Source organism: Cytophaga sp. (assembly GCF_051961495.1).
Taxonomy (GTDB): Bacteria; Bacteroidota; Bacteroidia; order Cytophagales; family Cytophagaceae; genus Cytophaga.
Genome location: NZ_JBQCDF010000151.1, coordinates 1 through 7,926, shown reverse-complemented (window position 1 = coordinate 7,926; position 7,926 = coordinate 1). Strand labels below are relative to the sequence as shown.

Sequence of the window (7,926 nt, the reverse complement as noted above, 5' to 3'; positions counted from 1 at the left end):
CTTCTTCCAGGCCTTTTACAACGGAAGGAATTGTCTGCTCCTGTTTTTCCTGCTCCTTCATTTTTTTTGATAAATAACATTTCCCTTTACAGGTAGAAGCAGGCTTCGCTTTATTGATACAAAGTTCTTTCGCGATGTACTCTTTATTGATGTTGTAATAGGCCACATACATAAACTTTATGCTGCACTGAAGCAGGATAAGCATTACGAGTACTATGGCAAATATTTTTTTCATCTTATCAAAGCTAACCAGTTTGGGTGGAATATCCAACCCAATAAAATTAACAGTTGTTATTTATTCAAAACAATAGATTCATTTAAAGGAATGTAACTGAAAATTATTTCTTCTCAGCGTCTTCCTTATATACATTTGGCAGGATGGCATTCATTCTGGCATCTGCTGCGTCCAGTCGCTTTTCCTGATCCTTATTTACTTTTGCAATATTTTTCTGAAGCTTATTTTTTATGGCAACCAACTCATCTCTTAATACTGCATAAGCTTCCACATTGTTTTCCTGATCTTCCGGCATATACCGGTGTTCATTTTTATAGATTCCGGAATACTCAATAAACAGGGCTGCAAAAGCTTCGTATTTGATCACCTGCTGTTCAATGGTAGAATCCGGCATCACTCTGAATTTGTATACACGATCCGGAAAGTCTGTCTTCAGCCGTGGTTCCGGAACAAATGGGGTTTCAATTTCTTTCTTTACAGCTGTTTCTTCCGTGGTTGTTTTTTCAGAACACGAGAACAGCAATACCGTAAATCCAAGGAATAAAATAAAATTGTATTTCATATTCAATAAGTATTCTTAGCGGTCAATTTCACCCATTACAATATCAAAGGAACCCAATATTGCAACAAGATCCGCGATCATTACATTTTTTGATACAGCCTGCAGCACAGAAAGATTTACAAAACACGGTGAGCGAACCTTACAACGCAATGGTATATCTGTATTACCTGTTGTGCGGAAGAAGAAACCCAGTTCTCCCTTTGGATTTTCTGCACGTACATAAAAATCCATTGCCTTCGGACGGATCTTTTTCGGCACCAATGCCTGCGGATCAAACTCGCGTGTGCGCTTGTGTTCACCCATCAGTTTTTCCAGACACTGTTCAATGATGCGGACAGATTCAAAACATTCCTTTACACGCACCTGCGTACGATCCCAGCAATCACCTGTAGTACCCATTTCACCGGTACCTACAGGAATATCGAAATCCAGTTCCGGATATACGGAATACGCGTCTACTTTACGCAAGTCAAACTTCAAACCCGAAGCACGCAGCATCGGTCCGGTTACACCATAGTTGATCGCCAGATCAAGCGGCAGTACACCTACATTTGCTGTACGTTCAATAAAAATTTTATTATCTACAATGACCTTCTGCAGCTCTACCAGCTTCGGCTTTAAGTAATTGATAAACTCTTTGCAGCGGTCTTCATAGCCAACCGGCAGGTCGTAAAACAAACCGCCGATCCATATGTAGTTGTACAGCATACGCGCGCCGCTCAGCCATTCGAGCAAACGGTTGATATGTTCCCGGTCACGCATTACCCACAGGAATGGTGTGAATGCACCGATATCCAGGCCGTAAGTGCCGATCGCCACGAAGTGCGAGGAAATACGATTCAGTTCAGCAACCAGTACGCGAATGTATTCCACACGAGCAGGGATATCTTTATCAATTCCCAGCATGCGCTCTATCCCCATGGCATAGGCATGTTCCGAGTTCATGGCCGCCATGTAATCCAGGCGGTCTACAAAAGGGATTACCTGATTGTATGGCAGATTCTCCGCATGCTTTTCAAAACAGCGGTGCAGATAGCCCATATGCGGCACTACATCCTTAACGATCTCACCATCGGTCAGGATCTCCAGACGCAGTACGCCGTGTGTTGACGGGTGCTGCGGACCCATATTGATAATGACCTCGCCGCGTTTCAGATTGGTTGTATGAAATACAAGCGGCTCCGAAGCTTCGAGATCCAGGGGATTATATGAATAACTGAGTGATTTTGCAGACACGTTAATAAGCTACTTTAATGCCGTGATAATATTCCTGTTCTGTATAATCCTTGCGCAGCGGATAGCCTTCCCAATCAGCAGGCAATAAGATTCTCCGCAGATCCGGATGTCCTGAGAACTTTATTCCATACATATCAAATGCTTCGCGCTCATGCCAGTCGGCCGTGCGCCACACACCTGTAACGGAAGGGACTTCAGGCAGCTGCTCTTTTCCATTGCCGCGTTCTGTTTCAACCTTTACAATGAAAGACAGATTGAAGGGAATGGAATAGATATGATAAATGACTTCGAGTGTATTTTTTGCCGGACCATTATCCAGCGCAGTAAGGCACGACAGCTGATCGAAAAAGAAACGTGCGTCGTCGCGCAGGAATAAACATACATCCTTTACCGATTCTTTTGTAAGCGTAAGCTGCGGCTGCTGTAAAGCAGTATTTTCAGACACAACAACCCCGTTGCCGAATTGTGCCTGAATTGCTTCTTTTATTTCCTGAAAGGTATAACTCATGCCTGTATCTGTTCTGCGGTATGATTAGCCAGAAAGCGCTCAACGGCTTTCGGTGCAACCAGTGTTTCTTTTCTGATCTTCTCCTGTAATTTCAGGAAGCCGCCTATGAGAGCTTCAGGTCGCGGCGGACACCCCGGCACATAAATATCCACCGGCACCACGCGGTCAACACCTTTCACTACGTGGTAGCCATGTTCCCAATAGGGGCCGCCGCAATTGGAGCAGGAACCCATGGAAATTACATAACGTGGCTCCGGCATCTGTTCATACAAACGGCGGATGCGATCCGCCATCTTGAATGTTACTGTACCGGCAACAATCATCACATCTGACTGGCGCGGGCTTGGTCTTGGAATGATTCCGAAGCGATCCAGATCATAGCCCGATGTGAATGTCTGCATCATCTCTATGGCACAGCAGGCAATACCAAAACTCATGGGGAACTGGGAAGACAGCCGGGCCCAATTGAGTACATCCTCCATTTGAGAAACGACAATACCGCCTTGTCCGAATTTATGATCGAGTAAACTCATGAATACTTCTTTTATCAAACCTATAAGGCTTTTATAACCATATAAGTTTCGTTTTGTTCAAGAGACATTTTTCTCTAACCAACTCTCCAAGGGTTAAAAACCCTTGGAGAGTTCTTTGTTGAAGAGACTTATTTCCTTTTATCAAACCTATAAGGTTTTTAAAAACCTTATAGGTTTCGATTCTCTTTTAATACTTTTTATTAACCGCTTCGTACAAATCCTTCGGCACCTTTGATACAAACACTTCAGGTTGTACTTCCGGTTTGTTCCAGTCCAGGTAACCTTTTCTCCATACATACACCAGGCCAACAAACAGCAGTCCGATGAAGATGAATATTTCAACGAAAGAGAAGATCGTCCAGCTGCCGTTTGATAAGGCATCCAGCTTCGCATCTCCGTAAACCGTGCTTACCGGAAACAGGTAAATGACTTCTACTTCAAACAATACAAAGATCAGCGCTGTCAGATAATAACGTGCGTTCATGTTTACCCAGGCCTTGCCTACGGCATCTTCGCCGCATTCATACACCATCAGCTTTTCAATGTTTGGACGGTTCGGGCGCAGCAACGCAGCAACACCCACACCGATCAGTACAAATACAATACCGGTAATGATAAACAGTAAGATGATTCCGAATTCCGAAAGCTGTGAAGGTGTTTCTAACATCTGATGATACACTGAATTGAATATTATTGTTTGTGATGTATGACAGATACTGCCAGATGAATCAGCTGATCCATGAACAATACTGTTATTGGCGCCCAGATACAGGCGCTCAGAAACATGTACAGGATGATTTTCTTTTTATCTTCTCCGAAGGAAATCGCGATCAAGGCCCCGCCAACCGGTGAAAACAAAACAGGTGTCAGAAAGGCAATGCCAATCAAACCTCTTTTATTCCATACCCGTACAATATTTCTGGTCTTGGGAGAAAATATTTTTCTGTTTCTGAAAAGCGTTCTTTTTAAAAAACCATAAAATAAATCACCCACCAAAGTCGTCAACAACGTAACAGTCAACATCATTCCGATAATCATCAGGATGATGATCTCCAGGTTGGACATGGCAAAGACTTTGCCCATAACCGGACCCAGCGCGAATTTAAATCCGCTTGAAAGAATGACAATGATATAATGTGTGATCTTTTCAAACATGGCACAAATATAAGCCCAAATGCTTATAAATACGAACGAATAATAAATTGCTTTCAGGTAAAAGCGAATTTAATAACAATGAAATAATGAACTATATTTGCAGACCCAATCATCTCATATAATGATTTATAGACTTACTTTTTTAAGTATCCTGACCGTTCTTCTGCAGCGCTTTTCGAATGCACAAAGCACCTATATTCCTTTAAATACCGGCGCCTATCAGCTGACAGACCGATATGAGGTATTGAGCGGACGGATCGACCCGGCTATACACAGCAGCGTAAAGCCCTATAACAGAGAACAAACAGTAAAATTTATTGATTCCCTGCCTCAATCGGTGAAACAAACCAAAGCCGATAGCTTCAACCTGAATTATTTCAGGATCGACTCCTGGGAATGGTCGAATGCAGAAATTGCCAACTCAAAAAAGCCGTTTTTAAAAGCATTTTATGCCAAACAGGCCGATGCCTATTCGGTCAATGTGAAGGATTTTGACCTGCACATCAATCCCGTAATGTATTTTATGGGCGGAAACGGAGCCGGAAACACCCAACGCAATTATACCTTTATGAACACCCGCGGTATAGAAATGCGCGGCCGGATCGCGAAGCGGATCGGTTTTTATACCTTTTTCGCGGACAACCAGGGCGCTTTTCCAAACTACGTGAACCAAAAGATCGATTATTATACGCCCGAGAATTCTGTCAACCCCATTGTTCCCTACGAAGCCTTTGCCAAAACATTCAAAACCAACGGCTATGATTTTATTACCGGCCGCGGTTACATCACCTTTGAACTGGTAAAAAAATACATCGACCTGCAATTCGGTTACGATAAGAACTTCATCGGCAACGGCTACCGCTCGCTGGTATTATCTGATGCAGGCGCGCCTTATACCTTCCTGAAACTGAATACACACATCTGGAAAATTCACTACCAGAATATTTTTACGCAGATGAATATGTCTACCGGTGGTGCGGATGTATTGTATCCGAAAAAATATTCCGCCTTCCATCATTTATCCGTTAACATCGGTAAGAATTTAAATATCGGTTTGTTTGAATCCATCATCTTCGGCAGAGCCGATTCAACCAAAAACGGAACGTATGATGTTTCATACCTGAACCCGGTGATCTTCTACCGCTCCATTGAACAAGCCAACGGCAGCAGCGACAACTCCCTGCTGGGGCTTGATTTCAAATACAATTTCCTGAAACATTTTTCTTTCTATGGACAGTTTGTAATTGATGAACTGGTTTTCCAGGAAGTGAAAAGCCACAGCGGCTGGTGGGGCAACAAACAGGCGCTGCAGCTGGGCATGAAATACTTCAACGCATTGGGCATTAAAAATCTGGATCTGCAGGCCGAGACAAACATTGTGCGTCCGTATATGTACCAGCATGCGAATTACTATACCAGTTACACAAACTTTAACCAGCCGCTTGCGCACCCGATGGGCGCCAACTTTGTTGAGCTGATCGGTATTGCCCGCTACCAGCCTTTACCACGCTTGATGCTGCAGGGAAAAATGTTCTACACCATCTTTGGTGATGATAGTACCAAAACCACCAATACTGCCGTGAGCAATAATGGTGGCAACATCAACAAAAACTACACACCTATTGCTGAAGCAAATACCTATGGCAACACCATTGCACAAGGCATCAAGACAAATATTTTGTTTCTGAGTCTGCAGGCATCGTACCAGCTTCGTCATAATTTATTCGTAGATTTGACTTATATATACCGTAAACAAACCAGCGAGCTGGTATCGAAAAACCTTGACACCAATTACATCTCCTGCGGTGTCAGGCTGAATATCCAACCCAGAAATTACGAATTCTAATTCCCTATATTCTATAAATGAAAACCTTCTTCCGTTTACTTGCTTTTGCAAAACCTTACCCACGATTTACGGTTCCGTATTTCTTCCTGACATTGATTTCGACTTTCTTCGGATTGATCAACATCGCGTTCATCCTGCCGATTCTTGATCTGTTATTCGATGCAACGAAATCGCTGGATGAGATCATCTATCCGGAGCCTGCATTCACGGTCGAATACTTTAAAGGTGCGCTGGATTACTTCACGGCATGGCTGATCCAGAACTATGGTAAAAGCACGACACTGATTTTCATTGCAGCGTTTCTGATCGTCAGCAATCTCTTAACGAACGTATTCAAATACCTGGCCTTGATGGTGAACATCCGTCTGCGTACCACAGTTATTTACAACATGCGTGAAAGCCTGTTCAATAAAATTGTGCGCATGGATGTAGGTTTTTTCTCGAACCAACGCAAAGGTGATTTAATGTCGCGTATGACGAATGACCTTGCCGAGATCGAAAACTCCATCATTGGCGCGCTGCAGGTATTCTTTCGCGATCCATTCACGCTGATCATCTGGTTCACCACGATGTTTGCCATTCAATGGCAACTGATGGTACTGACTTTATCCATCCTGCCGATTGCCGGTATCGGGATTTCCATCATCAGTAAAAAATTAAAGAAGGAATCGCTGGAAAGTCAGCAGTCATCCGGTCATATCCTGTCCCTGATCGACGAAGCCATCAGCGGAATCCGCATCATCAAAGGCTTCGTAGCAGAGCGTTTCATCTTCACGCGTTTCAGCAACCAGGGAAAACATTACGCAAAAGTTTCCCGCTCCATCGGGTATAAACGAGAGCTTGCCTCTCCGATTACAGAGACTATGGGCGTGACTATTGTTGCCATCATCTTATACATTGGCGGGAACCTGGTATTCAACGGCGAACTGCAGGCGAGCACCTTCTTCATGGTCATCATCGGTTTCTACAAAATCCTTGAACCGCTGAAAGGCATTGCATCTTCTGTAACCTCGATCCAGACAGGGATCTCCGCTGGGAACCGTTTGTTTGAAATTCTGGATGCTGATATTAAAGTACAGGATCCTGCCAATCCGAAAACACTTACTTCGTTCAACCGTTCCATTGAATTAAAGAACATCGGTTTCAAATACGACGACCATGTGGTGCTGAAAAATATTTCGATCGAAATTCCAAAAGGAAAACTGATCGCGCTGGTAGGACCAAGCGGCGGCGGTAAATCAACACTGGTAGACCTGATCCCGAGATTCTATGACCCTGCGGTAGGTGCCGTGGAAATTGACGGTGTGAACATCAAAGAATTCGATCTGCATTCGCTGCGTTCGCACATCGGGATCGTAACGCAGGAATCGATTCTGTTCAACGATACGATTTTCAACAACATTGCCTTCGGTTTACCGAACATTACACAGGCAGATGTGGAGCGTGCCGCACGCATAGCCAATGCGCATGATTTCATCAGCAGCACCGAAAACGGTTACCAGACCTCTATCGGCGAGCGCGGCTCCAAGCTCTCCGGCGGGCAGCGTCAACGTTTGAGTATCGCCCGCGCTGTATTGAAGAATCCGGATATCCTGATCCTCGATGAAGCGACTTCAGCGCTCGACAACGAATCGGAAAAACTGGTGCAGGAAGCCCTGAACAACCTGATGAAAGAGCGGACTTCCATTGTGATTGCCCACCGTTTAAGCACGATCCGCCATGCAGACCTGATCCTGGTGCTCGACAAAGGCGAGATCAAAGAACAGGGCACGCACGAAGAACTCCTTGCCAAAGGCGGCATCTACGCCAACCTGCACAAGCATGCGAGTGAGACCGGCGGCATCATCATCG

General features: G+C 44.4%; 8 protein-coding genes and 1 pseudogene. 2 read left to right on the top strand and 7 right to left on the bottom strand.

Translation table 11 applies throughout. From position 1 onward, the window contains the following. The 7 genes and pseudogenes from ACTHJT_RS07735 to ACTHJT_RS07705 all read right to left on the bottom strand — a co-directional run. A pseudogene (locus ACTHJT_RS07735) lies at positions 1-235 on the bottom strand (hypothetical protein); the annotation flags it as partial. Positions 236-338: 103 nt separating this feature from the next. Then, positions 339-797: a hypothetical protein gene (locus tag ACTHJT_RS07730; RefSeq protein ID WP_440237429.1), complete on the bottom strand. Its 459-nt coding sequence runs from the start codon at positions 795-797 to the stop codon at positions 339-341. Between the two features lie 15 nt (positions 798-812). Continuing rightward, a complete protein-coding gene (locus ACTHJT_RS07725) occupies positions 813-2,033 on the bottom strand; it encodes an NADH-quinone oxidoreductase subunit D (RefSeq protein ID WP_440237428.1) in 1,221 nt (406 codons plus the stop codon). Between the two features lies 1 nt (position 2,034). Continuing rightward, positions 2,035-2,541, bottom strand: coding sequence for an NADH-quinone oxidoreductase subunit C (locus ACTHJT_RS07720; RefSeq protein WP_440237427.1), 507 nt, complete (start codon positions 2,539-2,541; stop codon positions 2,035-2,037). Further along, the gene (nuoB, locus tag ACTHJT_RS07715; protein ID WP_440237426.1) at positions 2,538-3,074 is read right to left on the bottom strand and encodes an NADH-quinone oxidoreductase subunit NuoB; all 537 of its coding nucleotides are present in this window, start codon (positions 3,072-3,074) and stop codon (positions 2,538-2,540) included. Before nuoB ends, ACTHJT_RS07720 begins: the two co-directional genes overlap by 4 nt. A 187-nt stretch (positions 3,075-3,261) precedes the next feature. Further along, a complete protein-coding gene (locus tag ACTHJT_RS07710) occupies positions 3,262-3,741 on the bottom strand; it encodes an NADH-quinone oxidoreductase subunit A (protein ID WP_440237425.1) in 480 nt (159 codons plus the stop codon). Between the two features lie 23 nt (positions 3,742-3,764). Then, positions 3,765-4,229 carry a hypothetical protein gene (locus ACTHJT_RS07705; protein ID WP_440237424.1) on the bottom strand — a complete coding sequence of 155 codons (465 nt, stop codon included), beginning with the start codon at positions 4,227-4,229 and terminating at the stop codon, positions 3,765-3,767. A gap of 121 nt (positions 4,230-4,350) precedes the next feature. Between ACTHJT_RS07705 and ACTHJT_RS07700 the strand changes: the two genes are divergently transcribed. Then, on the top strand, positions 4,351-6,075 hold the full coding sequence (locus ACTHJT_RS07700; RefSeq protein ID WP_440237423.1) for a hypothetical protein: 1,725 nt from the start codon (positions 4,351-4,353) through the stop codon (positions 6,073-6,075). A gap of 17 nt (positions 6,076-6,092) precedes the next feature. Beyond that, positions 6,093-7,926, top strand: a 1,834-nt coding sequence (locus tag ACTHJT_RS07695) for an ABC transporter ATP-binding protein (RefSeq protein WP_440237422.1), incomplete at its 3' end; no start/stop codon positions are given.